Raw genomic sequence first — 25,946 nt, 5'->3', positions numbered from 1 at the left:
CACCGCGGGCGTTACTCCGCCTGGAGCACCAGCAGGGCCAGGTCGTCCTCCGGCAGGCCGCCGCCGAAGTCGTGGACCAGGCGGCGGATCCTTTCAGCGATCCGCTCGGCTCCGAGCCCTGCGCAGCCGGACAGGGCGCGGGCGAGGCCGTCGCCGTCGTCGAACTGCCGGGTGCCGGAGCGCCGCTCGGTCACGCCGTCGGTGACGCAGAGCAGGCTGTCGCCCGGGCGCAGGTCGAGGGTCTCGCTGGTGTAGGTCTCGTCCTCGACCACGCCGAGGAGGGTCTGCGGACGGGCGGCGGTGCGCACGGTGCCGTCGGGGCTGAGGACGAGCGGCAGGGGGTGCCCGGCGGAGGCGAGGGTGCAGCGGACCCCGCCGTCGTACGGCGTCAGCTCGCCGTACAGGAGGGACAGGAAGCGGGTCTGCGGGCCCTCCCCGGTGGCCAGGGGCCGCCCGCCGACGGCGACCAGGGCGCGGGCGGCGGCGTCGGCGGCCTCGGTGGCGTCGTCCAGGAGGAGCTGGTTGAGGCGGTCCAGGACGTCGGCGACCCGGTAGCCCTCGCGGGCCAGCAGGCGCAGCCAGGGGCGGGCGAGGCCGATCACCACGGCGGCCTCCGGGCCCTTGCCCTGGACGTCGCCGACGGCGAAGCACCAGCGGCCGTCGCCCGCCGGGAACAGGTCGTAGAAGTCGCCGCTGGGACCGCCCTTGTCGCAGGGCTCGTAGACGAGCGCGCTGCGCACGCCGGGGATCTCGGCGACGGCGCCGGGCAGCAGGCCGCGCTGGAGGACGGCGCTGATGGTGGCCTGGCGGGCGTACTGCCGTGCCGCGCCGATGGCCAGGGCGACCCTGCGGCTGAGGTCCTCCACCAGCCCGGTCACCTCGTCCGGGAAGCCCGTCAGCCCGCACCGGCCGATGACCAGCGTGCCGAGCGGCCGGCCGCCCGCGATGAGCCGGTACGACAGCGCCGTCCCGTGGGTGCCCTGCGGGCCCAGCGCGTGGCCGGGCCAGGGGTAGGGCTCGGGACCGGAGCGCAGCCCGCCCGGCGGGCACGGCGGCTCCTTCTCCAGGGCGCACCGCAGCTCCTCGATGCGGGCCTCGCTGGCGTGCCAGACCCGGGCGGGCCCGCCGGCGGCGCCGCCGCGGAGGGTCGCCTCGTCCTCCAGCCAGACCGCGCACCAGTCCGCGAGCCGGGGCACGATCAGCTGGCCGGTGAGCGCGGCGACCAGGTTCTCGTCCAGTTGGCCGGCGAGCAGGTCGGAGGCCTCGGCGAGGAAGGACAGGGCGCCGCGGCCGAGCCAGTCCCGGTCGCCCTCGGCGCGATGCGGCTGCGGGGCGAGGTCCTCGGCGACCTCCAGGGCCGGGTCGGGGCCGGGTCCGTCCAGGGCCTCGCTGCCGCCCGGGGGCAGCCGCGCCCAGACGGTCTTGGCACCGGTGCGGTACGTGACGCCCCAGGACTCGGCGAGGGTGGCGACGAGACGCAGGCCGCGCCCGTACTCGGGGGTGTCGTACGGCGCCTCGCCGCTCGTGGCGTCCCGCGGGGCACGGGACGGGTGCTGGTCGCGCACCTCGACGACGAGCGCGCCGGTGTCCTCCAGCCGCCACTCGACGTGCACCTCGGTGCCGGCGTGCACGACGGCGTTGGTGACCAGCTCGCTGACGACGGCCATGGCGTCGTCGGCGAGCCGCGCGCAGACCCCGGGCATCCCGTCCAGCGCGGCCCGCACGAGCGCGCGGGCCGAGCCCGGGGCGAGGGGACTCCCGGGCAGCGTGGCCCGCCCCGTCGTCTCACCGGGCTGGACGCCGCTCTCCCGCTGCGTGGGTATGGCCGCCATATCCATGCGGTCAGGGTGACAGACGGAGGGCACCTATAAGCACTGAGTCACGGAAGTGACCAGAAGACGGAACGTTTCGGGCGTGGGTGAGCAGGAACGGGGCGGGGGCCGCGCCACCCTGCGGCTCCGCCGCGGGAGCGCGACCGACCACGGCGCACGCGCAGCCGCCGGCGGTCCCGGCCCCGCTCTACGCCTCCTTCGTCCCCGCGTACATCTCCTCGATGAGGTGCTTGTACTCCCGCTCCACCACCGGCCGCTTCAGCTTCAGGCTCGGCGTGATCTCCCCGTGCTCCACATCGAGGTCCCGCGGCAGCAGCCGGAACTTCTTGATGGTCTGCCAGCGCTGGAGCCCGGCGTTGAGCTGCCGCACGTACCCGTCGACCATCTCCACCGTCTGCGGCGCGGCGACGATCTCGGCGTACGACTTCCCCTCCAGCCCGTTCTCCTTCGCCCACTCCTGGATCGCGATCTCGTCCAGGGCGATGAGGGCGGTGCAGTAGTTCCGGTCGGCGCCGTGCACCAGGATGTTGGAGACGTACGGGCACACCGCCTTGAACTGCCCCTCGACCTCGGCCGGGGCGACGTACTTGCCGCCGGACGTCTTGATGAGGTCCTTCTTGCGGTCGGTGATGCGCAGGTAGCCGTCGGGCGACAGCTCGCCGATGTCCCCGGTGTGGAACCAGCCGTCGGACTCCAGCACCTCGGCGGTCTTCTCGGGCAGCTTGTGGTAGCCCTCCATGATGCCGGGGCCGCGCAGCAGGATCTCGCCGTCGTCGGCGATGCGGACCTCGGTGCCGGGCAGCGGCTTGCCGACCGTGCCGGTGCGGTAGGCCTCACCGGGGTTGACGAAGGAGGCCGCGGAGGTCTCGGTGAGGCCGTAGCCCTCCAGGATGTGGATGCCGGCTCCGGCGAAGAAGTAGCCGATCTCCGGGGAGAGCGCGGAGGCACCGGAGACGCAGGCGCGCAGCCGGCCGCCGAAGGCCTCCCGGAGCTTGCCGTAGACGAGGGTGTCGGCGACCTTGTGCCTGCTGGCGAGCCCGAACGGCACGGAGGCGGTGCCGGTGCGCCGGAAGTTGTCCTGGCTGGCCTTGGCGTACTCGCGGGCGACCTCGGCGGCCCACTGGAAGATCTTGTACTTGGCCGCGCCGCCCTCGCGGGCCTTGGCCGCGACGCCGTTGTAGACCTTCTCGAAGATGCGCGGTACGGCCGCCATGTACGTCGGCTGCACCACCGGCAGATTCTCGATGATCTTGTCCACGCGGCCGTCCACGGCGGTGACGTGCCCGACCTCGATCTGTCCGGAGGTGAGCACCTTGCCGAAGACGTGCGCCAGCGGCAGCCACAGGTACTGCACGTCGTCCATGGTCACCAGGCCGGTCGCGGCGATGGCCTTCGCCATGTAGGCCCAGTTGTCGTGCGGCAGCCGCACACCCTTGGGGCGTCCGGTGGTGCCGGAGGTGTAGATGAGGGTGGCGAGCTGGTCCTTGGTGATCGCGTCGACCCGCTCCTTGATCAGCTGCGGGTGCTGCTCCAGGTAGGCGGTGCCGCGCCGCTCCAGCTCGGCCAGGGTGATCACCCAGTCGTCCGTCTCGACGCCGGCCGGGTCGATGACGACGACCTTGGTCAGATCCGGCAGCTCCGCGCGCTTCTCGACGGCCTTGGCGAGCTGGGCCGCGTCCTCGGCGATCAGCACCCGGCTCTCGGAGTCGGAGAGGATGAACGCGGACTCGTCGGCGTTGGTCTGCGGGTAGACGGTCGTCGTCGCACCGCCGGCGCACATGATGCCGAGGTCGGCCAGGATCCACTCGACACGGGTGGAGGAGGCGAGCGCCACCCGCTGCTCGGGCTGGACGCCCAGGTCGATGAGCCCGGCCGCGATGGCGTACACCCGGTCGGCCGCCTGCGCCCAGCTGAGCGACTTCCAGTCGTCGGGGCCCTGCCCCGAGGCAGGGGGCACGGGGTAGCGGTAGGCCTCGGCGTCGGGTGTCGCCGACACGCGCTCCAGGAAGAGGGCCGCAACGGACGGCGGACGGTTCTCGATCAGGGTCTGTGTGTCGCTCACGACATCCTCCGGGGGCCCGCGACGGTGCGGCTGACTCGGTGCGGCTGGGTTAACTCACGGTGGGGTTTCGGGCTGTTGTTTAACTCGCGAGTAACTATCGAGCAGGGATCAGGGTAAGGGGCGACCGGCCGCCGCGTAAGGGGCTTCGGCCTGTCACTTTCCACTCACAGCGACGTTACGCACGCGTAGGGGCCCGCCGCACTTTCGCACGACGGGCCCCACATGCCCGGTTTACGGGCGTCACCAGTTGTAACCCCTGGTTACTTCTTGCCCTTGGTCGACCCCGCACTGTCATCGCTGGACAGCACGGCGATGAAGGCCTCCTGCGGAACCTCCACGGAACCCACCATCTTCATCCGCTTCTTGCCTTCCTTCTGCTTCTCCAGCAGCTTCCGCTTACGGGAGATGTCACCGCCGTAGCACTTGGCGAGGACGTCCTTGCGGATGGCGCGGATGGTCTCGCGGGCGATCACCCGGGAGCCGATGGCGGCCTGCACCGGCACCTCGAAGTTCTGCCGCGGGATCAGCTCCTTGAGCTTGGCGACGAGCCGCACGCCGTACGCGTACGCCTGGTCCTTGTGGGTGATCGCCGAGAACGCGTCCACCTTGTCGCCGTGCAGCAGGATGTCGACCTTGACGAGGCTGCTCGACTGCTCGCCCGTGGGCTCGTAGTCCAGCGAGGCGTACCCGCGCGTCTTGGACTTCAGCTGGTCGAAGAAGTCGAAGACGATCTCCGCGAGGGGGAGCGTGTAGCGGATCTCGACCCGGTCCTCGGAGAGGTAGTCCATGCCGAGCAGCGTGCCGCGCCGGGTCTGGCACAGCTCCATGATCGCGCCGATGAACTCGGTGGGCGCCAGGATCGTCGCCCGTACGACCGGCTCGTACACCTCGGCGATCTTCCCCTCGGGGAACTCGCTCGGGTTGGTGACGGTGGCCTCGCTGCCGTCCTCCATGATCACGCGGTAGACCACGTTGGGGGCGGTGGCGATCAGGTCGAGCCCGAACTCCCGCTCCAGCCGCTCCCGGATCACGTCCAGGTGCAGCAAACCGAGGAAGCCGACGCGGAAGCCGAAGCCGAGGGCCGCCGAGGTCTCCGGCTCGTAGACCAGCGCCGCGTCGTTGAGCTGGAGCTTGTCCAGGGCCTCGCGCAGCTCCGGATAGTCGGAGCCGTCCAGCGGGTACAGCCCCGAGAAGACCATCGGCTTCGGGTCCTTGTAGCCGCCGAGCGCCTCCGTCGCGCCCTTGCTCTGGCTGGTGACCGTGTCACCGACCTTCGACTGCCGGACGTCCTTCACACCGGTGATGAGGTAACCCACCTCACCGACGCCCAGACCGTCCGCCGGCAGCATCTCCGGCGAGTTGACGCCGATCTCCAGCAGCTCGTGCGTGGCGCCCGTCGACATCATCCTGATGCGCTCGCGCTTGTTGAGCTGGCCGTCGATGACACGGACGTACGTCACGACACCCCGGTAGGAGTCGTAGACCGAGTCGAAGATCATCGCGCGGGCGGGGGCGTCGGCGACCCCGACCGGCGCCGGGATCTCCTTGACGACCTTGTTCAGCAGCGCGTCCACGCCGAGCCCGGTCTTCGCGGAGACCTTGAGCACGTCCTCCGGGTCGCAGCCGACCAGGTTCGCCAGCTCCTCCGCGAACTTCTCCGGCTGGGCGGCCGGCAGGTCGATCTTGTTCAGCACCGGGATGATCGTGAGGTCGTTCTCCATCGCCAGGTAGAGGTTGGCGAGGGTCTGCGCCTCGATGCCCTGGGCGGCGTCGACGAGGAGGATGGTCCCCTCGCAGGCGGCGAGCGACCGCGAGACCTCGTAGGTGAAGTCGACGTGCCCCGGGGTGTCGATCATGTTGAGGATGTGGGTCGTGCCCTGGTCGGGGCCCTCGGTCGGGGCCCAGGGCAGCCGCACCGCCTGGGACTTGATCGTGATGCCGCGCTCGCGCTCGATGTCCATCCGGTCGAGGTACTGAGCACGCATCTGCCGCTGCTCCACCACACCGGTCAGCTGGAGCATCCGGTCGGCGAGCGTGGACTTGCCGTGGTCGATGTGCGCGATGATGCAGAAATTGCGGATCAGAGCCGGGTCGGTACGGCTCGGCTCGGGCACATGGTTAGGGGTCGCGGGCACGCAGGGTCCTGTCTCTTGAGGCGCCTTATGCCTCGGGTCGGATCGTTACGTAGTCTCCATGGTCCCACGCGCAGGGACCGGGGGCCGTTTTGGGCCGTCCGGAGGGCCACTGGTACTGTAGATGGCTGTGCCTCATGCCCTCTCAGCGCGAGGCACGGCAGATAATTTTGGATCACCGGTACGGGACCCCCGCGGCCCCGCGCCTGAACCTGAAAAGGCTCCTTCGTGGCGAACATCAAGTCCCAGATCAAGCGGATCAAGACCAACGAGAAGGCTCGGCTGCGCAACAAGGCCGTCAAGTCCTCCCTGAAGACCGCGATCCGCAAGGCCCGTGAGGCCGCTGCCGCGGGTGACGTCGAGAAGGCCACCGAGCTGCAGCGCGCTGCCGCGCGTGCGCTCGACAAGGCCGTCTCGAAGGGCGTCATCCACAAGAACCAGGCCGCCAACAAGAAGTCGGCGCTTGCTTCCAAGGTCGCGTCCCTCAAGGGCTGAACCTCTTTCTGATCTGACCGCCGGAAGGACCCAGAGCGGGCCCTCTCTCATCCGCTCCCGCCCGGCACCCCGAGCCCGTTCGCGGCCTGCGTTCGCCACGCGGGAACGGGCTCACCAGCTTCAACCGAGGACCCCGGCGCCCTCCCTTCCCCAGGGTGGGCGGCGGGGCCTTCGGTCTTTCCGGCTCCGCGTCGCCGAGCATCAGGTAAGCGCCGGCACCGAGACCATGCACGACGCGGTTGCCGACACGCGCCAGCGCCTCTTCGAGGCGTCGCACGGCGTCGGCGAGGCGCGGCCGTCACCTGCCGATCTCCTCACCGGCGACAGCGTGGCGGCTGGGTCAGCCCCGGCCCCTGGACCGCGCGGCCCGGGCGATCGTCACGACCGCCTTCTCCAGCGCGTACTCGGGATCGTCCCCGCCTCCCTTCACACCGGCGTCCGCCTCGGCGACCGCCCTGAGCGCCACCGCGACCCCGTCCGGCGTCCAGCCCCGCATCTGCTGCCGGACCCGGTCGATCTTCCACGGCGGCATGCCCAGTTCACGCGCCAGATCGGCCGGCCGGCCGCCCCGGGCCGAGGACAGCTTCCCGATCGCCCGCACCCCCTGCGCCAGGGCGCTGGTGATCATCACGGGGGCCACGCCCGTCGCCAGCGACCATCTGAGCGCCTCCAGCGCCTCCGCCGTCCGGCCCTCCACGGCCCGGTCGGCGACCGTGAAGCTGGACGCCTCGGCGCGCCCGGTGTAGTACCGCCCGACGACCGCTTCGTCGATCGTCCCTTCCACGTCGGCGACCAACTGCGAGACCGCCGAGGCCAGCTCCCGCAGATCACTCCCGATGGCGTCGCAGAGCGCCTGGCACGCCTCCGGTGTGGCCGAGCGCCCGGACGAACGGAACTCCCCCCGCACGAAGGCCAGCCGGTCCGCCGCCTTGGTCATCTTCGGGCAGGCCACCTCCCGAGCACCCGCCTTGCGCGCGGCGTCCAGCAGCCCCTTGCCCTTGGCACCACCGGCGTGCAGCAGCACCAGCGTGATCTCCTCGGCGGGCGAACCGAGGTACGCCTTCACGTCCTTGACCGTGTCGGCGGACAGGTCCTGCGCGTTGCGTACGACCACGACCTTGCGCTCGGCGAAGAGCGACGGGCTGGTCAGCTCGGCGAGCGTGCCGGGCTGCACCTGCTCCGGGGTGAGGTCGCGTACGTCCGTGTCGGCGTCGGCGGCCTTGGCGGCGGCCACCACCTCCTGCACGGCACGGTCGAGCAGGAGGTCCTCCTGGCCCACGGCGAGGGTCACCGGGGCGAGAGGGTCGTCATTCGCAGTCTTCCTGGCCATCGCCTACAGCATCCCACGCGGCACTGACAACGAAGCGCTCCCGGCACCCCGACCGGTCCCGGAGCGGACCCCGAGTGCGGCTCGGGGACCGGCCCGACGCGAGCGCGCGCCGAACAGGGGTCACGGCTCCTCGCGCCAGCCGTCCCACTCCCCTGCGAACGCGTCCAGCTCGGCCGGGTCGAGCCGCTCGTCCTCGTCCCGCAGGACGACCAGCCACTGGGCGTCCTCGGCGTCGTCCTCACCGGCCAGGGCGTCCCGGACCAGCCGGGGTTCCTCGTCGACCCCGAACCGCTCCCCGAGCGCCTCGGCCGCCTCTTCGGCGGCGTCGCGATCGGGCAGCACCAGCACATGTCTCACATCACTCACGGGACCATTCTCAGCGCTTCCGCACGCCAGCCCCTCGGGGAGGGCGCCCTCCGCGTCTCAGCCCTTCCGCGCGCTCCGCATCTCAGCGCTTCGGCACGATCTGCACGTCGAGGCCGACCTGGATGCTCGGTCCGACCACCGCGATGCCCCTGGCCAGCATGGACTGCCAGCTGACCGTGAAGTCGTCCCGGTGCAGCTCGGTGGTGGCCCGGCAGGCGGCCCGCACCTCGCCCTCCATGCCGTTGCCGAGCCCGAGGTACTCGGTGTCGAGGGTCACCGTGCGGGTCACCCCGTGCAGCGAGAGCGCCCCCGTCACCCCCCACCGGCTGCCGCCCTTGTGCACGAACCGGTCGCCGTAGAACTCCAGCGTCGGGAACCGCCCCACATCCAGGAAGTCCCCCGACCGCAGATGGTCGTCGCGCATCCGGACCCCCGTGTCGATGGACGCCGCGTCGATCACCACGTGCATCGCCGACTGCTCCATCCGCTCGGCGATCCGCACCACCCCGGCGAACGAGTTGAACCGCCCATGGATCCGGGCCAGCCCGATGTGCCGGGCGGTGAAGCCGATCGAGGAGTGCATGGGCTCGATCTCCCAGTCACCCGGCGCCGGGGGCTCCGGCGGCTGGGCCACCTGCAGGGTCAGATCGCCCAGCGAGGCGAGTGAGTTCTCGCCGACCAGCACGGTGGCCCGGTACGGCGCGTACCCCTCCGCCGACACCGCCAGCCGGTACTCCCCCGCCGGCACCGTGGCCAGGAACGAGCCGTAGGGGTCCGTTCCACCGGTGACCACCTTGCGGCCCATGGGATCGCTGACCGCCAACTCCGCGCCGACGATCGGCTCGTTGACCGGGTCGACCACCCGGCAGCTGAGCACTCCGGCGTCCGACGGCGTCCGGACCGCCGCCAGGGGACTCGTCCGTTGCATCCGGTTCGTCCGGTTACCCAGCCAGCGGCCGAACATCTACGACACCCCTGTACGCCTCGACATCATCCGTTGCCGAAGATCCATTCGATCACCGATGCGGCTTTCGAGGCAACACGGGCCACATCACGCGTATCCAGGGGCATGCGCCGGAACTGATCCGAATCAGCCGTTCAGGCCGGGTTGCGCACAGTCGGCACACAGCTCAACTCGATGCCGAAGCGCTCCCGGTACACCGCCAGCACCTCCTCGTCCGTCTCCAGCTCCCGTGTCTCGTGCCTGCCGTCCACGGTGGTCGTCTTCAGCCTGCGCCCGCTGAGCGTGATCCTCCCTCCGCCCTCCGTGAGCCGCGAGCAGACCAGCGACCGGGTGAAGTGCGACCGCGGCGACGTGCTGTGCCACCAGGCGCCGGCCGCGAAGTCCCCGAGCGCCCGGGGACGGGTCTCCAGCCGGTACTGCGGTTCGCCGTCCCGCACGACGTCCAGGTCCCCGGTGCCCGGCGCGGCACCACCCCGCGTCCCGGCCGGATCCGGCCCCGCGTCCACCACCCGGAACCCGCCACCGGGATCTTTCTGCTCCCCGCGTTCCGCATAGGCGAGCGGCCAGTGGCTGTGCGCCCCGAACCCGACGTCGGCGAGCCAGGTGTCCCCGTCCGCCGTCCGCACCCGCAGCGCGAGATGGTCGTACGGGATCCCGAGCCGCCCCTCGTCCCCGTACACGCGTGCCGCCAGCAGTTCCACCTCGTAACCGAGGGCGGCGAGCAACGTCCCGAAGGCGCCGTTCAGTTCGTAGCAGAAGCCACCCCGACGGGCCTCGGTCACCTTCTCCAGCAGCGGCTCCTCCTCCAGGGTGATCTCCTGTCCGAGGTGGACCGACAGGTTCTCGAAGGGAACGGTCCGCAGATGGCGCACGTGCAGCTCGCGCAGCGCCTCGCTGGTGGGCCGTGCCGGGCGCGGGATGCCGAGCCGGCGGAGATAGGCGTCGATCTGTACCGAGGTCATGGGCCCAGTCTGCTCCAGCGTCTGCTCGTCCCCTCCCGGACGGCCTCTCCCCCTCTCTCTCCGGCCGGATTCTCGCGGGCTCGCCGGCCGATCCCGCCGTCCCCGTCCCATCCCTGCGCCTGCCCTCCCCGTCAGTCCTCTCTCAGCACCCCTATCCGCCCGTTCCGCCCTCCGGTCCCGGTGACCGCGAGCGCCCCGTCCCGGTCGGTGCGCAGGACCACCGCGCCGCCGGCCCGCAGCGCGGCCACGGTCGCCGGGGCGGGATGGCCGTAGGGGTTGCCGGCACCGGCGGATACGAGCGCCACCCGAGGTGCCGCGAGGCGCAGCAACTCCGGTTCCTGATAGGCCGAGCCATGATGAGCCACCTTCAGGACATCCACTCCGGCCAGGTCCGCCGCCGCCGGGGACCGCACCAGCGCCTGCTGGGCCGGGGGTTCGAGATCCCCGAGCAGCAGCAGCCGCAGCCCGCCCGTGCGGACCAGCAGTGCGACGCTGGCGTCGTTCGGGCCCTCCGGCTTCCACCCGGCACCCGCCCCCTGCCCTGCCGGGGGCACGCGTGGGCTCCACGGTGACGGCGGCGGCGTTGTCGGCGAGGGCGTAGCCGGTGGCCACAGGACCCGCCAGGTGAGCGGTCCGGTGCGCCGTTCCTCTCCCGCGACGGCCGTCGTGACCGGGATGTGCCGCTCGGCCGCCTCTCGTCGGACGAACTCCGCCTGCTCCGCCGGCTCCGTGAACGCCGTCGTCTCGATCGCGGCCACCGAGCGGCCCCGCAGAACGCCGGGCAGGCCCGCCACATGGTCGGCGTGGAAGTGGGTCAGGACGAGGAGGGGGACGCGTGTGACGCCCAGCCGCCGCAGGCAGTCGTCGACCCGTGCGGGATCGGGTCCGGCGTCCACCACCACGCCAGCTCCCTCGCCCGCCGCGAGCACGGTCGCGTCGCCCTGCCCGACATCGCACATCGCGAAGCGCCAGCCCGGTGGTGGCCAGCCCGTGATCACCCGGGTCAGCGGGGCGGGCCGGGTGACCAGCAGGACGAGCAGCGCTCCGAGCAGCCCGCACCGCCCCGGGTGCCGCAGCAGTCTCCGCCCGGCCAGTACCACGGCCACGGTGACCACCGCCAGCGCCAGGGCACCGGGCCAGCTCCCGGGCCAGTCCACTCCCGCGCCCGGGAGCGCCGCCCCGGTCCGGGCGACGCCGGCGATCCACCGCGTCGGCCAACTCGCGCACCAGGCCAACGCCTTGGCCACCGGCATCGCCACCGGCGCCGCCGCGAGCGCCGCGAACCCCAGGACCGTCGCCGGAGCCACCGCCGCCTCGGCCAGCAGGTTGCACGGCACCGCCACCAGGCTCACCCGGGCCGACAGCACCGCCACGACGGGCGCGCACACCGCCTGCGCCGCGCCCGCCGCCGCCAGCGCCTCGGCGAGCCGCGGGGACACCCCGCGCCGCCGCAACGCCTCGCTCCAGCCCGGCGCCAGCACCAGCAGCGCGCCGGTGGCCAGCACGGACAGCAGGAAGCCGTAACTGCGGGCCAGCCACGGGTCGTACAGCACCAGCAGCAGGACGGCCGTGGCCAACGCCGGCACCAGTGATCTGCGGCGCCCGGTGGCCAGGGCGAGCAGCGCGACCGAGCCGCAGGCGGCGGCCCGCAGCACACTGGGGTCGGGACGGCAGACGACCACGAAGCCCAGGGTCAGCGCTCCCGCGAGCAGGGCCGTCGCCCGCAGGGAGAGCCCCAGGCGTCGCGCCAGGCCACGGCGCTCGGCGCGTTGAGCCAGGCCGGGCGGTCCGATGAGCAGCACCAGCAGGACGGTGAGGTTGCTGCCGGACACGGCGAGCGTGTGCGCCAGGTCCGTCTCCTCGAAGGCGTGGTCCAGCTCGGGCGTGATCCGCGAGGTGTCCCCGACGACCAGCCCGGGAAGCAGCGCCCGCGCGTCTCCCGGCAGATCCTCGGTCGCGTCCCGCAGGCCCGTTCGGAGCCGCCCCGCCACGCGTTGCGGCCCGCTCGGTCCGGCCGTGATCCGCGGCTGCGGACGGCCGCGCACCCGCAGCACGGCCGCGATCCGGTCACCTCCCGTCAGTGCGGGCGCCAACCGCCCGGCCACCCGCAGCCGCGTGGACGGCAGCAGCCCCAGCCACGCGGCTCGCCCCGCGGACACGCCCTGTTCGGCGCGGTCCGGTGGTGTCCCGGGGCTCCAGCCCCCCGAGGCGCCCCGTTCCGGTGCCGGGACGTCCGGGTCGACGATCAACAGCACGGGCGTCCGCGTCCGCACACGTCTCCCGTCGGTCTCCTCGACGCTCCGCACCTCGGCCCGGGCCAGCACCGCCACGGGTGCCGCGTGATCGCCGCGCACATGCGGCCTGCTCAGCCAGGGATCGCCGCTCACCTCGACCTCGGCGGTCACGGTCGCGAACCGCCGGGCCAGCTCGGGCACCGGCCCGCGCCGCACGTCGGCCCCGTGCAGTCCGGCGGAGGCGGCTGCCGCGGCGACGCAGAGCAACACCGCGGCGACGGTGGCACGCGCCCATCCGAACCGAGCGCGCACCCACCGGACCCGCTCCCTCCAGCGCCCCTGCCCCGGTACCGCCGTCGCTGTCGACGCCGTCCGCCGAGCACCTACGGCGTCATCGGGCGGCGGTTTCGTGTCAGCCCTTGCGCTCCCCCCTGCCCGGCCCAGCCGCCGCACCGACAGCAGGAGCACTCCGCCGGCCAGGCCGACGACGGCGGTCGCCGCGGTCCACGCCCCCGGTGCGTCGACGGTCAGGGCCGCCGTGGCCCAGGCCGCGAGTGCGGGCGGCACCAGGCGCAGATCCATGGGACCGCTCCGGTCGGTGCGCGCGGTGCCGGCCGGTTCGGACTCCGAGCACGGGCCGGCCCTGTCGAGCACGCTGCTCATGGCCGTACCAGGTCGCGCAGATCGGTGAATCGGCGGTCTCCGATGCCGTTGACCTCGCGCAGCTCGTCCACCGAGCGGAAACCTCCGTGCTGGGTGCGGTAGTCGATGATGTGCTGGGCCAGTACCGGGCCGACTCCCGGCAGGGTGTCGAGCTGATCCGCCGTGGCCGTGTTCAGGGAGACGGGCGCCTGCGGACCCGTGCCGGTGGAGCCGGTGAGCGGCCCGGCCGCCGGCGCGGGCGGGGCGGCGGCACCGGCGGAGGTGCCGACGACGACCTGTTCGCCGTCGACCAGGAAGCGGGCGCGGTTCAGTCCTTCCGTGCTCACGCCCGGCCGGACCCCGCCCGCCGCCCGCAGCGCGTCGGCCACCCGGGAGCCGGCCGGCAACCGCCGGATCCCCGGCTTGCGGACCTTGCCGCTGACGTCCACGACGATCTGCGCGCCGGGTGTCGACGAGGCGCCCGCGGCCGGTCCGGCCGTCGCTCCCCCCTCCTTCTTGCCGAACGGCGCCTGGGCACGCACGACCTGAGGGGCGCTCACCTGCTGGGGCCGGCCCGCCCAGAAGTGCTGCACGGCGAAGACAGCGGCGGCCACCAGCACCACGGCCAGCGCGACGGCTCCCCGCCGCTCCACCGCGTACCGGGTCTGGAGCCACACCGGCATCCGCTCGCGCAGCGCCAGCCCGGCCCGCTCCCGCCAGCCCGGAGCCCCGGGCTCCTGCGACGCCGGCTCCTGGTCCGGGTCCGACGCCGGCTCCCGCCCCGACACCCGCGCCGCAGCACCCTGTTCAGGCCCGGCCGGGGTCGCCGCTCCCTCCCGGATCCCACCGGGCACCGACGTGGCCGCCGCCACCGTCCGCACGGAACCCGACCGCCGGCCCAGGCCGGGTGCCGGGCCCGTCACCGTCGCCGTCGGTGCATCCCCGGAGCCGCCCGGGACCGGCAGGGCGCCCCCGGAGCCGCCCGGGACCGACAGCGCGACCCCGGAGTCGTCCAGGACCGACGGCACGTCCCCAGAGCCGCCCGGGACCGGCAGGGCGCCCCCGGAGCCGCCCGGACCCGACGGCGCGCCCCCGGAGTCGTCCAGGACCGACGGCACGTCCCCGAAGTCGCCCGGGACCGACAGCGCGCCCCCGGAGTCGTCCAGGACCGGCGGCGCGTTCCCCGACTCCCGCCACTGCACCGCGCGTTCCCCGAAGAGGAGTTCCGCTCGGCGGCGCAGTTCCTCCGCCGGTGCGGACGGGTGACGGCGGGCGCCGCGACGGCCGCTGGGGCGGCGCTGCCGGACGCGGCCGTCGGAGGCGGGGCCGCGGCCGGGCCCACTGGTCGCGATTGCTGCGCGTGAACGAGATCGAAGTGCCATGCGACGAGGATGGGGGATTCCGCCGCATCGCGATGATCTTGGTGAATTCCCGTGGACGACCGCCCGGTTGTGGAAAAATCCGCCACTCACACGGGTGAAGCCGACCGGGCCTCCGCATCAACGGAGACGGGCCGTACGCGGGATCACCACGGTCAGCGAGGCGAGACGACCGCGCCCAGCAGCCCGGGCCCGGTGTGCGCCCCGATCACCGCTCCGACCTCGCTGACATGCAGCTCGGCCAGGCCCGGGACGCGCGCCCGCAGCCGGTCCGCGAGCGCGGCGGCACGGTCGGGGGCGGCGAGGTGGTGGACGGCGATGTCGACCTCGGCGCTGCCCGCCCGCTCGGCGGCCAGCTCCTCCAGACGCGCGATCGCCCTGGACGCCGTACGCACCTTTTCGAGCAGGTCGATACGGCCGCCGTCCAGCTGGAGCAGGGGTTTGACGGCGAGTGCGGAGCCCAGCAGTGCCTGCGCGGCGCCGATACGGCCTCCGCGGCGCAGGTAGTCGAGGGTGTCGACGTAGAAGAAGGCGGAGGTGCCGTCGGCACGCTTCTCGGCGGCCGTGACGGCTTCGTCCACCGTGCCGCCCGACTCCGCGGCCTGGGCCGCGGCGAGCGCGCAGAAGCCGAGCGCCATCGCGACCATTCCGGTGTCCACGACCCGCACGGGCACCGGTGCCTCGCGCGCCGCGAGGACCGCCGCGTCGTAGGTGCCGGACAGTTCGGCGGACAGGTGCAGCGAGACGATGCCGCACGCGCCGGACTCGGCGACCTTGCGGTAGGTCTCCGCGAACACCTGGGGGCTGGGGCGGGAGGTGGTGACAGAGCGCCGCTTCTGCAGGGCCTGGGCCAGGGAGCGGGTCGAGATCTCCGTGCCCTCTTCCAGGGCCTGGTCGCCGAGGACCACGGTCAGCGGGACCGTGGTGATGCCGTGACGCTCCGTCGCCCGGGGTGGCAGGTAGGCCGTTGAATCGGTGACGATCGCGACATGGCGGGACATGAGCTGGAGGTTACCTGGCGTAGTGCGCACTCGGCAGCCCGGCCCCTGTCCCGCGGGCCGGGTGCGGCTCGCTCATGTGGTGCTCTCGGGGCGGGGCTTCTTCTGCCATCGGGCGGTCGGACGCCAGGACGGCGGGGCGATCGCCTCGGGAGCGGGCTCCTCGGCGGCGGGGGCCCCGGGCGCCGTGCGCCAGGTCTGCCCAGTGGACCGGCCGTCGGCGGTGGCGGACGCGTCGGGCCACGGCTGGGTCGCCCGGCCGGGTTCGGCCCGCGTCCAGTGGCGCAGGGCGTCCGCTTCCATGTCGATCTGTGCGCTGAGGGTGCCCAGGTCGTCGTCGGCGAAGCGGCGGGCCCGGTCGCGGACGGCCCAGCGCAGCGAGTCCGCGGACTTGGTGATGCGTTCGGTGCGGCTGCGCAGTTCGGGCAGGCGCGCGGTGAGCGTGGCCCGGTCCGGCTCGGACTCCAGACGCTTGAGGTCGGCGTCCAGCTCGTGTCCGTGCGCGCTGAGCCGTTCGAAGAGGCCGAGGGACTCCTTCAGCGACTCGTCCTCGGACACGCCCGCGTGCAGCGCGTCCTGCGTGGCACGCATGGAGGTGCGCAGCGCGAGCCGCAGCTGGGCGATCTCGCCGGCGGGTCCGGTCTGGGCGAAGGACTTGGCGCGCAGGGTGTGGTCCTCGACGGTGCGGCGGGCCTGCTCGATGGTCCGGTCCACGCCGCGCTTGGCGGCGCCGACCGCCTTGACCGTGGCGTACGCGCCCAGGGCGACGAACAGCACGAAGAGCAGGGCGAACACGGTCAGAACGATTTCCATGACGCTCCTCCTCCGGCCGGTACGGCACGAGCCGCTGTGCTCTCCACGGTAAACGCAGCGGGCAGGCCCGGAGTTCCGGAAGAACCCCGAACCTGCCCGTAGGGGACTACCCCGAGCCGGTGAAAAGCCCGCGGCCGTTACGCCGGGACGATGTTGACCAGCTTCGGCGCCCGCACGATGACCTTGCGGATGCCCGCGCCGTCCAGTGCCGCGACGACCTTCTCGTCGGCCAGCGCCACCTTCTCCAGCTCGTCCTCGGAGATGGTGGGCGGCACCTCCAGCCGGGCCTTGACCTTGCCCTTGATCTGCACGACGCAGGTCACGGTCTCGTCCACGACGTAGGCCGGGTCGGCGACCGGGAAGTCCTGGTGGACGACCGAGTCGGTGTGGCCCAGCTTGCGCCACAGCTCCTCGGCGATGTGCGGGGCCAGCGGGGCGACCATCAGCACCAGCGGCTCGGCCACGGACCGCGGCACGGCGGCGCCGGCCTTGGTCAGGTGGTTGTTCAGCTCGGTGACCTTGGCGATGGCGGTGTTGAAGCGCAGGCCCTCCAGGTCCTGGCGCACGCCGTCGATCGCCTTGTGCAGGGCGCGCAGGGTCTCCTCGCCGGGCTCGGCGTCGGTGACGGTGACCTCGCCGGTGTTCTCGTCGACGATGTTGCGCCACAGCCGCTGCAGCAGCCGGAACTGGCCGACCACCGCGCGCGTGTCCCACGGGCGGGAGACGTCCAGCGGGCCCATGGCCATCTCGTACAGGCGCAGCGTGTCGGCGCCGTACTCGGCGGCGATCTCGTCCGGAGTCACCGCGTTCTTCAGGGACTTGCCCATCTTGCCCAGCAGCCGGCTGACCTTCTCGCCCTGGTAGTAGTAGGCGCCGTCGCGCTCCTCCACCTCGGCGGCCGGCACCGCGATGCCCCGGCTGTCGCGGTAGACGTAGGCCTGGATCATGCCCTGGTTAAACAGCTTGTGGAACGGCTCCGCGGAGGAGACGTGCCCCAGGTCGTACAGGACCTTGGACCAGAAGCGCGCGTACAGCAGGTGCAGCACGGCGTGCTCGGCGCCGCCGACGTACAGGTCGACACCGCCGTGCGGCCGGCCCTCGCGCGGGCCCATCCAGTACCGCTCGATCTCGGGATCGACCAGCTTCTGGTCATTGTGCGGGTCCAGGTAGCGGAACTCGTACCAGCAGGAACCGGCCCAGTTGGGCATGGTGTTGGTCTCGCGGCGGTACTTCTTGGGGCCGTCGCCCAGGTCCAGGGTGACGTTGACCCATTCCTCGTTGCGCGACAGCGGCGTCTCGGGCTGGGTGTCGGCGTCGTCCGGGTCGAAGGTGCGCGGGCTGTAGTCCTCGATCTCGGGCAGCTCCAGCGGCAGCATCGACTCGGGCAGCGCGTGGGCGACGCCGTCCTCGTCGTAGACGATCGGGAAGGGCTCGCCCCAGTAGCGCTGGCGGCTGAACAGCCAGTCGCGCAGCCGGAAGTTGACGGTGCCCTCGCCGATGCCCTCGCGCTCCAGCCATTCGGTGATGCGCGCCTTGGCCTCGACGACGCCCAGGCCGTTCAGCTCGACGCCGTCGCTGTCGGAGTTGACGATCTTCGCGTCGTAGGAGACGAAGGCGTCGTCCCAGGTGGACGGGTCGGTGCCGCGGCCGTCGGTGGGCTCGACCACGCAACGGATCGGCAGCTCGAAGGCGCGCGCGAAGGCGAAGTCGCGGCTGTCGTGCGCGGGGACGGCCATGATCGCGCCGGTGCCGTAGCCCATCAGGACGTAGTCGGCGATGAAGACGGGGACCTGCTCGCCGTTGACCGGGTTGGTCGCGTACGCGCCGGTGAAGACGCCGGTCTTGTCCTTGGCCTCGGCCTGCCGCTCGACGTCGGACTTCGAGGCGGCCTGCGCGCGGTAGGCGGCGACGGCCTCGGCCGGGGTGGCGTGGCCGCCGGTCCACACCTCGTGCGTGCCCTCGGGCCACGCCTCGGGGGTGAACTTCTCGACCAGCGGGTGCTCGGGCGCCAGCACCATGTAGGTCGCGCCGAACAGGGTGTCCGGGCGGGTGGTGAAGACCGTGATGCGCTCGCCGTCGATCGGGAAGTCGATGCGGGCGCCCTCGCTGCGGCCGATCCAGTTGCGCTGCTGCAGCTTGATGGCCTCGGGCCAGTCCAGCTCCTCCAGGTCCTCCAGCAGCCGGTCGGCGTAGGCGGTGATGCGCATGTTCCACTGGCGCAGCTTGGCCTTGAAGACCGGGAAGTTGCCGCGCTCGGAGCGGCCGTCCGCGGTGACCTCCTCGTTGGCCAGCACGGTGCCCAGGCCCGGGCACCAGTTGACCGGCGCGTCGGACGCGTAGGCCAGGCGGTACTCGCTCAGGATGTCGGCGCGCTCGGTGGCGGTCAGCTCGCTCCACGCGCGCGTGGAGCCCGGAATCGCTCGCTCACCGGATGCGAACTGGGCGATCAGCTCGGAGATCGGGCGGGCCTTGCGCGCCTCCTCGTCGTACCAGGAGTTGAAGATCTGCAGGAAGATCCACTGGGTCCACTTGTAGTACTCGGGGTCGATCGTGGCGAACGACCGGCGCTTGTCGTGGCCCAGGCCCAGCCGGCGCAGCTGGGACTTCATGTTGTTGATGGCGGCCTCGGTGGTGATCCGAGGGTGCTCGCCGGTCGTGACGGCGTGCTGCTCGGCGGGCAGGCCGAAGGCGTCGAAGCCCAGGGTGTGCAGGACGTTGTGGCCGGTCATGCGCTGGAACCGGGCGTAGACGTCGGTGGCGATGTAGCCCAGCGGGTGGCCGACGTGCAGGCCCGCACCGGAGGGGTACGGGAACATGTCCATGATGAACTTCTTGGGCTTCGCGACCAGCTCCGGATCGCCCGCCAGGTCGCCCGTGGGGTTCGCCGCCGCGTAGGTGCCGTCGGCGTCCCAGAAGTCCTGCCAGCGTGCCTCGATCTCGGCTGCCATGGCGGCCGTGTAGCGGTGCGGCGCGGCCTCCGCCGACGCGGCGGTGGCAGCGGGGTTCGTCTCGCTCATGATCCTCAAAGCTCCATCGATCGTCTCTGCCTGCGGCTGTGACATCCAAAGAAACGAAAAAACCCCTCGCACAGGAGGGGACGCCGCGCCGATGCCGACCTCACGGTGGACCGGGGTCGGTACTGATCAGCGCGGCCCGCTAAGCAGAAGGCGTACGGCACGCATGGCGTTAGGGTACCGCAGCCCTTGAGCAAGCCGCGAGGCGCTTCCGTATCCCTGGTGGACATGTCACGAAGCCCACCGGAACTGAACGAAGGTCAATGATTACTTCGCGTAACGTCCCCTAGAGGACACCTCCCTCAGTCGCATGATCCGTTGATAACAACGCAATAACTCAAACCCCGTACTGATCGGTATGGCGCCACTTAGAGTGCGGCAGCGGGACCGCTTTCCCGAAACTGCTCGGAGTTGCCCCCATGAACCCTCGTCGTAGTACCAGCTCGCTCCCCAAACCGGGCCGTTCGGCCTATGGGGTGGCGTCCGCTGTCGTCCTGCTGCTCATACCCGTGGTCGTGCTGGTCGGAGGCAGCCAGTTCCGCGAGTTCCTGAACTTCGGCGCGGGCGTGCTGTCCCTCGTCTCGCTGAGCTGCTCGGTGATCTGGGGCCTGTTCGCCCAGGACCGGATCTTCCTCAACACACGGCAGCGGATCATCGGCCAGGCGGTGCACCGGACGACCGCGGTCGCCTCGATCGCGTTCCTGCTGCTGCACATCACCACGAAGATCGCGCTCGGCCACACGAAACTGGTCGCCGCGATCATTCCGTTCTCGCTCGGCGTCACCGGGATCGGCGGCCTGATCGGACTGGGCTCGCTCGCGGGCCTGCTGATGATCTTCGTGGGCGTCACCGGCGCCCTGCGCAGCAATTTCGCCACCCCGGCCCCGGTCGCCGCCCGCTGGCGGGCCATGCACATGCTGGCCTACCCGGCCTGGTGTGCGGCACTGGTCCACGGCCTCTACGCGGGTCGCTCGGCCAAGCCGGTCTTCGTGATCCTCTACAGCCTGTCCCTGCTCGGCGTGATGGGGGCCCTCGCGCTGCGCGCCGCGCCGCGCCCGGTCAAGCGCAAGGTCGCCGACCGGCTGGTGTCCCTGTTCGGCAGCTCGGAGCGGCCCGGGCTCGACGAGCTGGACGCGAGCCGCTCGCGGGTGGCCGAGTCGGCGCTGCCCGGCTCCGAGAGCCGGCGCGAGCCGCGCAGGGCGTCCGCCGACACGGCCGCGTCGCCGCTGTACCAGACCCCGGCCGCCCCCGCGGCCGAGCCCGCCTCCGGCTTCGCGGCGGCCTACCGCGCGGTCCCCACGCCGGACCGCCCCCAGCCGCCGTACATGGCCGACCAGACGGCCCGCATGGACGTGCCGATGGATCTGCGGCCCACGGAGGCCATCCCGCGCGTGGACGGCCCCTCCAGTACCTCGGGCAGCTGGCCGATCCCGTCCCCGCCACCGGTCGGCGAGGCCCCGCCGTCCGCCTACGACCCGCTCCAGGACACCGGATACACCATCCCGGTCTACGGCAATCCGGGCACGCCCGGATACGGCGGAAGTGACGTGTACGACACCGGTGAGACAAACGGCCTCTACGGCACGTACAACCCGAGTGACACGTTCAACAGCGGTCCCGCCACCGAAACGCTGCCCGGCTCGTCCTACGAGACACCGGGTTCGGGCGAACCTTGGAACACGCCTTCCGGAGGCTTTAAGTGAACGAGGCCCTGCCCGACGTCCCCGAAGTCCGCGTGGTCGGGCTTCCCCAGCTCACGTCGGGCTTCGACCTTGTGGAGCGGCTCGATCTGCCCATGCACCTGAAGGTGCACGGGCCGCTCGACCCGCTGGGCGGCGAACAGCTCGCCCAGCTCGCCGAACGCATCAACCTCAGGGGCCGCGGCGGCGCCGGCTTCCCCTTCCACAAGAAGCTGCGCTCGGTCGCCGAGTCGGCGATCAAGCGCGGGGTGCGGCCGGTCATCGTGGTCAACGGCAGCGAGGACGAACCGGCCTGCCGCAAGGACACGGTGCTGATCAACCGTGCCCCGCACCTCATCCTGGACGGCGCGCTGCTGTGCGCCGAGGCGCTCGGCGCGCGCACGCTCGTCATCGGCGTCACCCGGGAGTCCACGCAGCGCTCCATGGAGGCCGCGCTCGCCGAACGCGGGCTGAGCAACAGCCGTAGATCGGCGCTGCGCGCGTGGGTGCAGCGCAATCCGGTGCGCATGGTCACCGGCGCCGCCGCCTCGCTGATCCGCTCCGTCGACGGCGGGCCGGCGATCCCGCCCGGCCGCAAGATCAGCGCCTCGCAGAGCGGCGTCGGCGGCGCGCCCACGCTGCTGTCGAACGCGGAGACGTTCGCGCAGCTGGCCATCGCCGCCCGCATCGGCCCGGAGCGCTACGGCAACACCGGCCTGTACGACGAACCGGGCACGGTGATGCTCACGGTGTCCGGCGCGGTCGCCCGCCCGATGGTGATCGAGGTGCCCACGGGTGTGCCGCTGCGTTACGTGCTGCAGCTGGCCGGCGCCCCGCCGGTGCCGCAGGGCGTGCTGACCGGCGGCTACCACGGCAAGTGGATCGACGCGGCGACCGTCAACGAGGCGATCGTCTCCCGGAACTCGCTGGACGCCGTGGGCGGTTCCCTGGGCGCGGGCGCGATCCTGCCGATCAGCCAGGAGACGTGCCCGCTGGGCGAGTCGCTACGGGTCGCGCAGTGGCTGGCCGAGGAGAGCGCGGGCCAGTGCGGGCCCTGCTACCTCGGCCTGCCGGCCGCCGCGCGCGGCATGGAGGACATCCTCAACGGCGGCGGGCCGGCCGCTCTGGAGGCACTGAAGCAGGTCGCGAAGAACGTGAAGCGGCGGGGGGCGTGTTCGCACCCGGACGGCTCGGCGATGTTCCTGGAGTCGACCATCAAGGCGTTCACCGACGACCTGGCCGCGCACGTCCTCGGAAACGGCTGCGGACGGCCCGTGGAGGGCGTTCTGCCGCTCTTCGAGGGGGGCAGGGCCCCCACGGGGGTCCCGGGCGGCGCAGAGCCCGCGGAGACCGGCGCCAGCCGGCAGAAGATCTACGTCGACTGGACGCTCTGCCGGGGCCATGGGCTGTGCGCGGACATCCTCCCGGAGGTGTTCGAGCTCGGCGCCGACGGCTTCCCGACGGTGGCGCAGGCGCAGGTCCCGCGCTACGCCGAGGCCAAGGCGCTGCGCGCGGTGCGTCGCTGCCCGGCCCTGGCCCTGCGCATCGAGGAGGACACGCGCGGGCAGGCGCCGTCGCGCAACCTGCCGGTCCTCTCGCAGGGCCGCGGCCGGCGCGCCCTCGGCCGCTGAGCACAAGGGAAGGGGGCGGGTCACCCGGCGCGGGTGACCCGCCCCCCTTCGCCCGGCCGTGCCGTGCCGCAACACGCCGAAGGCGGACCATCCGTCGGGATGGTCCGCCTTCGACTTCTGTGGAGCTAAGGAGAATTGAACTCCTGACCTCCTGCATGCCATGCAGGCGCTCTACCAACTGAGCTATAGCCCCTTGTTCTGTTGTTCCGCCTGGTTCCCCCGGCGACGACGTAAACATTACAGGCCGGAGGGCGCAGCACAAAATCGGTTTCGGCTCTGCACCGATACGACCGCTAATGTCGGTTTTCATGGCCATGATCGTGTCACCCTCAGCCCACCGCGGGGTCCCGGTCGCGCTGGGCGTGTGCCTGGTGTCCTTCGCGGCCTTCTGGGCCGCTCAGCGGGCCGCGCACGTGTCCATGATCGACCTGATGGTCTACCGGGCCGAGGGCGCCACCGTGCGCGCCGGCGGCGACCTGTACGCGCTGCGCGCGACGGCCGCACACCTGCCCACCACCTACCCGCCGTTCGCGGCCCTGCTGTTCACCCCGCTGCCCCTGCTGGACACCGCGCTCCTGCGGGCACTGGCGACGGCCGGGAACCTCGCGCTCCTGGTGGTGTTCGTCAGGCTGTCGCTGAAACTCGTCGGCCACGCGCGCGTGGACACCGTCTGGTGGATCGCGGCGCCGGCCGTGTGGTGCGAGCCGGTGTGGACGACGGTGCGCTACGGCCAGATCAACCTGCTGCTGGCCGTCCTGGTGCTGTGGGACATGACCCGCCGCCCCGCCGGCGGGTACGACCGCTGGACCGGGGTGGGCCTCGGGCTGGCCGCGGCGGTCAAGCTGACGCCCGCGCTGTTCCCGGTGTTCCTGCTCGCCACGGGCCTGGTGGCCCGCCTGAGGGGCGGTCACGGGGAGCCGTGGCTGCGGCACGCGCGCGGGGCGGCCGTCGTGTTCGCCTCGGCGACGCTGCTGGCGGCGGCCGTCCTGCCGTACGACTCCTGGCGGTTCTGGACGGACACGCTGTTCCGGGCGAGCCGGGTCGGACATGCCGAGGACACCGCCAACCAGGCCCTGCGCGGGGTTCTGGCCCGCCTTCTGCACGCACCCGAGCCGGGGGCCCTCTGGGTGGCCTGCGGGGCCGTGACGGCCGCCCTGGGCCTCGCCGTGGCCGTCCGGGCGGAGTTGCGGGGACAGCGGGCCTGGGCGGTGTGCGCCTGCGCGGTCACCGCACTGCTGATCAGCCCTGTCTCCTGGACGCACCACTGGGTGTGGTGCGTGCCCTTGGTGCTGCTGCTGTGGACGCGCGGGCACCGGGCGGCGGCCCTGTGCACCGTGCTGGTGTTCTGCTCGTACGCCCCGTGGTGGGTGCCGCACGGGACCGGACGACCGGAACTGCACCAGTCGGGCGGGGAGTTGGCGCTCTCGGCCGTCTACGGGGCCGTCGGCGCGGTCTTCCTCGCGCTGGCCCGGACATCGTTGCCGACGACCGGGCCGGGCGGGGTCCGCGTCAAGCCGTGACGAACTGGTAGAACCGCTTCAGCGTGCAGTGCTCCTCCAGGAGGCGGCCGTAGATCGGCTCGCCCTCCAGCTCCCGGTAGGTCTCGATCGGGTCGCCTTTTATGATCAGCGCCCGCGCGCATTCCTCGCACCAGTACTGGTAATCGGGATTGATCGGCTCCATGTCGCGGACGATCGGGGTACCGCTCCCGCACCAGTCGCACTTTCGCCTGTGTGCACCCATCGATCAGCTCCAGCTGTGGCCGCAGGCCGTGCACACGTAGGAGATTCCGCCGTTGTCGCCGAGGACCTGCGCCACATGCGCGGAACCGCAGGAAGGGCAGCTCAGCCGGGTGGTGGTGTCCCGTATCAACGCCGCACCAAGGAGGTGGCCGACCTCCTCAAGGATGCTCGCAGGCATCGCTACTCCCTCCCGTCGGGCCGCGCCCCCTTCCGGCCGTTTGATTCTGCCACGACCGGACCGATACGGTCAGCGACGCCTCAGTACCAGTCCGGACACGGCTCCCGCCGCGGCGGTTCCGGCCAGCGCCCAGGCGCACACCGAGAACGCCTCCGCAGAGGGATACGAGCGCACCGCCCCGAACGACTCAAGCCGGTTCAGGAACAGTGTGCCGAAAGCCGCCACGCCGATCAGCTGACCGAGTTGCGCGACGGTGGCCAGCAGGCCGCTGGCGTCCGCCGCGTCCTGGGGCCGCACGGTGGCCAGGGCCCCGGTGAGCGTCGGGCTGAAGGCGAGCGCCAGCCCCGCACCCGTGCCCGCGTACCCCGCGTACAGGACCGCTCCCCCGCCCCCGCCGCCGTGGAGAGCGAGCCCGACGAAGGCGACGGACACCGCGGTGAGCGCGAACCCGGCCGGTACGAGGACCCGCTGCCAGGCGGCCGGCCACTTCCGCCAGGTGAGGCTGACGGCGCCGAAGACGACCGCGGTCGGCGCGAAACCCAGTCCGGCCCGCAGGGCGCCGTAGCCGAGGCCGCCCTGGACGTGCAGGGTCAGCGCGAACAGGAAGCCGGCGTTGACCGACATCACGGCGAGGATCCTGAAGACGGCCGTCGCGATGCCCGGATGCCGCAGCACCCGGGGCGAGATGAGCGGCGCGCCGCCGCGCCGGGCCAGCCGGGACTCGTAGCCGCGGAACAGGGTGAACAGCACCGCGGCCGCGGCCAGCGACAGCCAGGACCACAGCGGCCAGTCCTCCTCCTGCCCGAGCACCAGCGGCACCGTCAGCAGCGACACGGCGGCGCCGAGCAGCACCAGTCCGGGCAGGTCGAGCGCCCGGGCGCGCTCCCGCCCGCCCGCGCGGCCCAGCGGCAGGACCCGTCGGCCCAGTACGAGCAGCAGGGCGCCCACCGGCACGTTGACCAGGAACACCGGCCGCCAGCCGGTGCCGAACAGGTCGGCGCTGACCAGGACGCCGCCGGCGACCTGCCCGGCCGCCGCGCCGACGGCCAGGACCGCCGAGTAGGCGCCGAGCGCCCGCGCCCGGGCCTCCCCGGTGAAGGTGCGCTGGATGAGGCTGAGCACCTGCGGGATCATCAGCGCCGAGCCCATGCCCTGCACCAGCCGGAACGCGATGAGTTCGGTCGAGCCCTGTGCCAGTCCGCAGGCGAGCGAGGCCGCGGTGAACAGGGCGAGTCCGGCGAAGTGGACACGGCCGTGGCCGAGCCGGTCCCCGAGCCGGGCCCCGGTGATCAGGAGCACGGAGTAGGTGATGGTGTACCCGGCGACGACCAGTTGCAGGTCGGCGCCGGAGGCGTGCAGTTCGGAACCGATCGTGGGGGCCGCGACGTTGACGATGAAGACGTCGAGGGCCGCCATGAACAGGGCGGCGAGCAGCACGCCGAGCAGCAGCCGGGGCCGATTGTCAGTGGCGGGTGCTTCACTGTCCGTGACGG

The 25,946-nt window shown here is 72.3% G+C and carries 18 protein-coding genes, 1 tRNA gene and 1 pseudogene; 4 read left to right on the top strand and 16 right to left on the bottom strand.

Annotated features, from left to right (window positions below):
* Nucleotides 1-11: 11 nt before the first annotated feature.
* From ABZV94_RS14715 to lepA, 3 genes are all read right to left on the bottom strand, one after another.
* Nucleotides 12-1,832, bottom strand: a complete 1,821-nt coding sequence (locus ABZV94_RS14715; protein ID WP_356340636.1) for a SpoIIE family protein phosphatase — start codon at nucleotides 1,830-1,832, stop codon at nucleotides 12-14.
* 187 nt (nucleotides 1,833-2,019) lie between these two features.
* Nucleotides 2,020-3,894: an AMP-dependent synthetase/ligase gene (locus ABZV94_RS14710; RefSeq protein WP_356340622.1), complete on the bottom strand. Its 1,875-nt coding sequence runs from the start codon at nucleotides 3,892-3,894 to the stop codon at nucleotides 2,020-2,022.
* 260 nt (nucleotides 3,895-4,154) lie between these two features.
* Complete coding sequence (gene lepA / locus ABZV94_RS14705) at nucleotides 4,155-6,029, bottom strand: translation elongation factor 4 (RefSeq protein ID WP_356340621.1); 1,875 nt, start codon at nucleotides 6,027-6,029, stop codon at nucleotides 4,155-4,157.
* 225 nt (nucleotides 6,030-6,254) lie between these two features.
* Here lepA and rpsT point away from each other — a divergent pair, with 225 nt between their 5' ends.
* On the top strand, nucleotides 6,255-6,521 hold the full coding sequence (gene rpsT / locus ABZV94_RS14700) for a 30S ribosomal protein S20 (RefSeq protein ID WP_004001350.1): 267 nt from the start codon (nucleotides 6,255-6,257) through the stop codon (nucleotides 6,519-6,521).
* A gap of 340 nt (nucleotides 6,522-6,861) precedes the next feature.
* Here rpsT and holA read toward each other — a convergent pair whose 3' ends face one another.
* The 9 genes and pseudogenes from holA to leuS all read right to left on the bottom strand — a co-directional run bounded on the left by holA (nucleotide 6,862) and on the right by leuS (nucleotide 19,226).
* Nucleotides 6,862-7,851, bottom strand: coding sequence for a DNA polymerase III subunit delta (holA, locus tag ABZV94_RS14695; protein ID WP_356340620.1), 990 nt, complete (start codon nucleotides 7,849-7,851; stop codon nucleotides 6,862-6,864).
* A gap of 120 nt (nucleotides 7,852-7,971) precedes the next feature.
* Nucleotides 7,972-8,217 carry a hypothetical protein gene (locus tag ABZV94_RS14690; RefSeq protein WP_356340619.1) on the bottom strand — a complete coding sequence of 82 codons (246 nt, stop codon included), beginning with the start codon at nucleotides 8,215-8,217 and terminating at the stop codon, nucleotides 7,972-7,974.
* An 82-nt stretch (nucleotides 8,218-8,299) separates the two neighbouring features.
* Nucleotides 8,300-9,181, bottom strand: coding sequence for a YceI family protein (locus ABZV94_RS14685; protein WP_356340618.1), 882 nt, complete (start codon nucleotides 9,179-9,181; stop codon nucleotides 8,300-8,302).
* Nucleotides 9,182-9,315: 134 nt separating this feature from the next.
* Nucleotides 9,316-10,143 (bottom strand): arylamine N-acetyltransferase, encoded by an 828-nt coding sequence (locus ABZV94_RS14680; RefSeq protein ID WP_356340617.1) that lies wholly within the window; start codon nucleotides 10,141-10,143, stop codon nucleotides 9,316-9,318.
* A gap of 131 nt (nucleotides 10,144-10,274) precedes the next feature.
* Complete coding sequence (locus ABZV94_RS14675) at nucleotides 10,275-13,040, bottom strand: ComEC/Rec2 family competence protein (protein ID WP_356340616.1); 2,766 nt, start codon at nucleotides 13,038-13,040, stop codon at nucleotides 10,275-10,277.
* A pseudogene (locus ABZV94_RS14670) lies at nucleotides 13,037-13,741 on the bottom strand (ComEA family DNA-binding protein); the annotation flags it as partial. The gene ABZV94_RS14675 and the pseudogene ABZV94_RS14670, both read right to left, overlap by 4 nt.
* 812 nt (nucleotides 13,742-14,553) lie before the next feature.
* Nucleotides 14,554-15,399, bottom strand: coding sequence for a DegV family protein (locus tag ABZV94_RS14665; protein WP_356340615.1), 846 nt, complete (start codon nucleotides 15,397-15,399; stop codon nucleotides 14,554-14,556).
* A 72-nt stretch (nucleotides 15,400-15,471) separates the two neighbouring features.
* Nucleotides 15,472-16,209 (bottom strand): hypothetical protein, encoded by a 738-nt coding sequence (locus ABZV94_RS14660; RefSeq protein ID WP_356340614.1) that lies wholly within the window; start codon nucleotides 16,207-16,209, stop codon nucleotides 15,472-15,474.
* 137 nt (nucleotides 16,210-16,346) lie between these two features.
* Entirely contained in the window at nucleotides 16,347-19,226 is a 2,880-nt protein-coding gene (gene leuS, locus ABZV94_RS14655) for a leucine--tRNA ligase (protein ID WP_356340613.1), read from the bottom strand.
* A 416-nt stretch (nucleotides 19,227-19,642) separates the two neighbouring features.
* On the opposite strand from leuS, the gene ABZV94_RS14650 reads away from it, so the two are divergent.
* Entirely contained in the window at nucleotides 19,643-20,926 is a 1,284-nt protein-coding gene (locus ABZV94_RS14650) for a cytochrome b/b6 domain-containing protein (protein ID WP_356340612.1), read from the top strand.
* Nucleotides 20,923-22,533 (top strand): NADH-ubiquinone oxidoreductase-F iron-sulfur binding region domain-containing protein, encoded by a 1,611-nt coding sequence (locus tag ABZV94_RS14645; protein WP_356340611.1) that lies wholly within the window; start codon nucleotides 20,923-20,925, stop codon nucleotides 22,531-22,533. The genes ABZV94_RS14650 and ABZV94_RS14645 overlap by 4 nt, the downstream gene beginning before the upstream one ends.
* A gap of 120 nt (nucleotides 22,534-22,653) precedes the next feature.
* Here ABZV94_RS14645 and ABZV94_RS14640 read toward each other — a convergent pair.
* Nucleotides 22,654-22,726 (bottom strand) — tRNA-Ala (locus ABZV94_RS14640).
* Between the two features lie 115 nt (nucleotides 22,727-22,841).
* On the opposite strand from ABZV94_RS14640, the gene ABZV94_RS14635 reads away from it, so the two are divergent.
* Nucleotides 22,842-24,053: a glycosyltransferase 87 family protein gene (locus tag ABZV94_RS14635; RefSeq protein ID WP_356340610.1), complete on the top strand. Its 1,212-nt coding sequence runs from the start codon at nucleotides 22,842-22,844 to the stop codon at nucleotides 24,051-24,053.
* On the opposite strand, the gene ABZV94_RS14630 is transcribed toward ABZV94_RS14635, so the two are convergent.
* The 3 genes from ABZV94_RS14630 to ABZV94_RS14620 form a co-directional block, all read right to left on the bottom strand.
* Nucleotides 24,043-24,276, bottom strand: a complete 234-nt coding sequence (locus ABZV94_RS14630) for a hypothetical protein (RefSeq protein WP_030653820.1) — start codon at nucleotides 24,274-24,276, stop codon at nucleotides 24,043-24,045. The two genes, ABZV94_RS14635 and ABZV94_RS14630, sit on opposite strands and share 11 nt — an antisense overlap.
* Nucleotides 24,277-24,279: 3 nt before the next feature.
* Nucleotides 24,280-24,453, bottom strand: a complete 174-nt coding sequence (locus tag ABZV94_RS14625; RefSeq protein ID WP_014672673.1) for a hypothetical protein — start codon at nucleotides 24,451-24,453, stop codon at nucleotides 24,280-24,282.
* 69 nt (nucleotides 24,454-24,522) lie between these two features.
* Nucleotides 24,523-25,887 carry an MFS transporter gene (locus ABZV94_RS14620; RefSeq protein ID WP_356340635.1) on the bottom strand — a complete coding sequence of 455 codons (1,365 nt, stop codon included), beginning with the start codon at nucleotides 25,885-25,887 and terminating at the stop codon, nucleotides 24,523-24,525.
* Nucleotides 25,888-25,946 lie beyond the last annotated feature (59 nt).

The sequence above is a fragment of the Streptomyces sp. NPDC004658 genome, from assembly GCF_040609555.1.
Classification (GTDB): domain Bacteria; phylum Actinomycetota; class Actinomycetes; order Streptomycetales; family Streptomycetaceae; genus Streptomyces.
This window is presented reverse-complemented; position numbering and strand designations above follow the sequence as displayed.

Excerpts from the sequence above, each read along its gene's own strand:
- ABZV94_RS14650 (WP_356340612.1), top strand. The coding sequence starts at position 19,643 with ATGAACCCTCGTCGTAGTACCAGCTCGCTCCCCAAACCGGGCCGTTCG.
- leuS (WP_356340613.1), bottom strand. The coding sequence starts at position 19,226 with ATGAGCGAGACGAACCCCGCTGCCACCGCCGCGTCGGCGGAGGCCGCG.
- ABZV94_RS14630 (WP_030653820.1), bottom strand. The coding sequence starts at position 24,276 with ATGGGTGCACACAGGCGAAAGTGCGACTGGTGCGGGAGCGGTACCCCG.
- ABZV94_RS14715 (WP_356340636.1), bottom strand. The coding sequence starts at position 1,832 with ATGGCGGCCATACCCACGCAGCGGGAGAGCGGCGTCCAGCCCGGTGAG.
- ABZV94_RS14665 (WP_356340615.1), bottom strand. The coding sequence starts at position 15,399 with ATGTCCCGCCATGTCGCGATCGTCACCGATTCAACGGCCTACCTGCCA.
- ABZV94_RS14685 (WP_356340618.1), bottom strand. The coding sequence starts at position 9,181 with ATGTTCGGCCGCTGGCTGGGTAACCGGACGAACCGGATGCAACGGACG.
- holA (WP_356340620.1), bottom strand. The coding sequence starts at position 7,851 with ATGGCCAGGAAGACTGCGAATGACGACCCTCTCGCCCCGGTGACCCTC.
- ABZV94_RS14625 (WP_014672673.1), bottom strand. The coding sequence starts at position 24,453 with ATGCCTGCGAGCATCCTTGAGGAGGTCGGCCACCTCCTTGGTGCGGCG.
- ABZV94_RS14675 (WP_356340616.1), bottom strand. The coding sequence starts at position 13,040 with ATGAGCAGCGTGCTCGACAGGGCCGGCCCGTGCTCGGAGTCCGAACCG.
- ABZV94_RS14660 (WP_356340614.1), bottom strand. The coding sequence starts at position 16,209 with ATGGAAATCGTTCTGACCGTGTTCGCCCTGCTCTTCGTGCTGTTCGTC.
- ABZV94_RS14680 (WP_356340617.1), bottom strand. The coding sequence starts at position 10,143 with ATGACCTCGGTACAGATCGACGCCTATCTCCGCCGGCTCGGCATCCCG.
- ABZV94_RS14635 (WP_356340610.1), top strand. The coding sequence starts at position 22,842 with ATGGCCATGATCGTGTCACCCTCAGCCCACCGCGGGGTCCCGGTCGCG.